The sequence below is a fragment of the Paraburkholderia sp. CNPSo 3281 genome, assembly GCF_024206515.1.
Classification (GTDB): Bacteria; Pseudomonadota; Gammaproteobacteria; order Burkholderiales; family Burkholderiaceae; genus Paraburkholderia; species Paraburkholderia nodosa.
Genome location: NZ_JAMBPS010000145.1, coordinates 1 through 1,371 on the forward strand (window position 1 = coordinate 1; position 1,371 = coordinate 1,371).

General features: G+C 61.6%; 1 protein-coding gene. It reads right to left on the minus strand.

Annotated elements, in window-relative coordinates:
• Positions 1 to 43: 43 nt before the first annotated feature.
• Positions 44 to 1,315 (minus strand): IS256 family transposase, encoded by a 1,272-nt coding sequence (locus M3I56_RS40540; protein ID WP_254358653.1) that lies wholly within the window; start codon positions 1,313 to 1,315, stop codon positions 44 to 46.
• Positions 1,316 to 1,371: the final 56 nt, after the last annotated feature.

A 1,371-nucleotide genomic window follows, 5' to 3' on the forward strand; every position in this document is an offset into this window, starting at 1 on the left:
GAACCTATCCGCATTTTCGTGGGCGAGGCGGTTAAAGGAATCATTATCCGCGCGCCTGCGTGAATCGGTCTCCAAACAGGATAGCAAACTGGTTCATGGCCGACTTCCAGTCGAAGGCTGCGCGAACGGATTTGGCCAGCACATTGCGTAGCGCCAGCCAGAGCAGCTTGATGGCCGCCTCGTCGTTCGGGAAGTGGCCACGGGTCTTGATGATCTTGCGTAACTGCATGTTCAGACTTTCAATGGCGTTTGTTGTGTACACAACTCGTCGGATCTCTGGTGGAAATGCGAAGAACGGCGTGACGTGCTCCCACGCCCGCTGCCATGACTGCACGATCATCGGATATCTGAGGCCCCAGGGGCCGTCAGCGAAGGCCTGTAGAGCCTGCCGCGCAGCGTCTTCACTGGCGGCCGAGTAGACTGGCCGCAGCGCCGTGGCAAGGGCCTTGCGGTCCTTGTAGCTGGCGTACTCCAGACTGTTGCGGATCAGGTGCACGATGCAGGTCTGCACAGCCGTTCGGGGATAAGCGGCAGCGATCGCGTCGGCCAGCCCCTTCAGGCCGTCGACCACCGCAATCAGGATGTCCTGGCAGCCGCGGGTCTTCAGTTCGTTGAACACCTTGAGCCAGAACTTCGCGCCTTCTGTCTGCTCGATCCACAGGCCCAGCACATCGCGCTGGCCATCGGCCTGAATGCCCAGGGCCAGATAGACCGCCTTGTTGCTGACCACGCCGTCGTCGCGGATCTTGACGCGCAAGGCGTCGAAGAACACCACCGGATACATCGCCTCCAGCGGACGGCTCTGCCAGGCCAGCGCTTCGGCCATCACCTCGTCGGTGACCGAGCTGATGAAATCGGGCGATACCTGGGTGCCGTAGCTTTCGGCCAGAAAGGCCTGAATCTCGCGCACGCTCATGCCGCGCGCGTACATCGCAATGATGCGTTCATCGAATCCGGTGAAACGCCGCTCGTGTTTGGGGATCAGGATGGGTTCGAAGCTGCCGTCTCGATCGCGGGGCACCTCGACCCGGACGGGGCCGCGATCGGTGATGAGCGTCTTGCCACTGGCGCCGTTGCGCTCATTGGCCTGGCCGGCCGGTTTGGACTGGCCCGGTGGGTATCCCAGATGCAGATTCATCTCCGCGCCCATGGCACGTTCGATGACCGCCTTGTTGAACGCCAGCATCAGATCCTGTACCTCGGCTGGCGTCATGGGGCCTTTGACCAGTTCGTCCAGCAGGGCCTTGGGCAGCTCAGGCAGCGGCCCTCGGGCCGCCGCCTGAGCTGCGACCGTACGTTTCTTCTTCATCGGCATATCCATGGCTTTTACCTCTCATGATATGCCTCACCCACAAAATCCCGGACAGGTCC

What these genes read in the sequence shown, in the direction of transcription:
- M3I56_RS40540 (WP_254358653.1), bottom strand. Translation starts at nt 1,315, where the DNA reads ATGCCGATGAAGAAGAAACGTACGGTCGCAGCTCAGGCGGCGGCCCGA.